The organism is Kaistella sp. CFF1-2 (assembly GCF_059509915.1).
In genome coordinates, this window is sequence record NZ_JCAKLF010000027.1 from 1 (window position 1) to 857 (window position 857).

Here is an 857-nt window from a genome sequence, read left to right on the forward strand (position 1 = left end):
GGATTTAACTGAAAGTTCAATTCAGACTGAGCGAAGCCGATGCTTTTTCAGATTGTCTAAATTAAGAAAAAAAACAATATGAAAAGCAGCGGCGTGTAAATATTACAAATCTTTCTATTATACATTTAACCCCGCATTTTGCCAATACAATGTTAGCAGAAGTATTATTTTTCTTGTTAGTCTTTGTTGTTAATAATTGGAGCAAGTTCGTTCTTTAATTCCTCAAATTTTTCCTTAGTCATCATATCAATTTCCATTAATTCTTTAGCTTCTTTTAGTTTTGCTATGGCTTCTTCTCTAGTCATTTTTCTGTTCTTTAATAAAATTTCTCCAGATTCAATTGCTAATTCTGTGTCCATAACACTTAGATATTTATTTATACCAAAAGCTTTTCCATTAATTTCTCCTAAAACCATTACAACATATAAAGGTTTGCTTTTACTACCTCTATGGTATGTTTTCATTTCGTTAACAACAACAGTCATATTTTTTAAACTATTATCAGCCATATTTTGCGCGTCTCCATTCATAGCAGTCATAATACTACCAAATCCAGCAGGCCTTCCCATTTTTATAAATTCGTAAGTTTTTTTTGATGTACTTCTTGATTGAGCAACACCTCCTCTTAATTGACCGCCATAGCTACCTGCATAAGTTCTAGTATTCGTTTCTTGAGACGTTGGTGTTCCTAAAATTAAAGTATCACCTACTTTTACAGTATTTTTACTAGATGTTATATACTCCTTTACTTGTGCGCCACTTTTAATTGAATTGAAAAAATTAATATCTTGAGTGTTTGGGTAAGTTAGCTGATTAATGTCTTCTTGTGCATTAATATTGATAATTGCTAAAAAAAT

General features: G+C 30.7%; 1 protein-coding gene. It reads right to left on the reverse strand.

Annotation, left to right across the window (positions count from 1 at the left end; translation table 11 throughout):
* Positions 1–176: 176 nt before the first annotated feature.
* On the reverse strand, positions 177–857 hold a 681-nt coding region (locus AC5XHR_RS13755), incomplete at its 5' end, for a prefoldin domain-containing protein (RefSeq protein ID WP_495951351.1).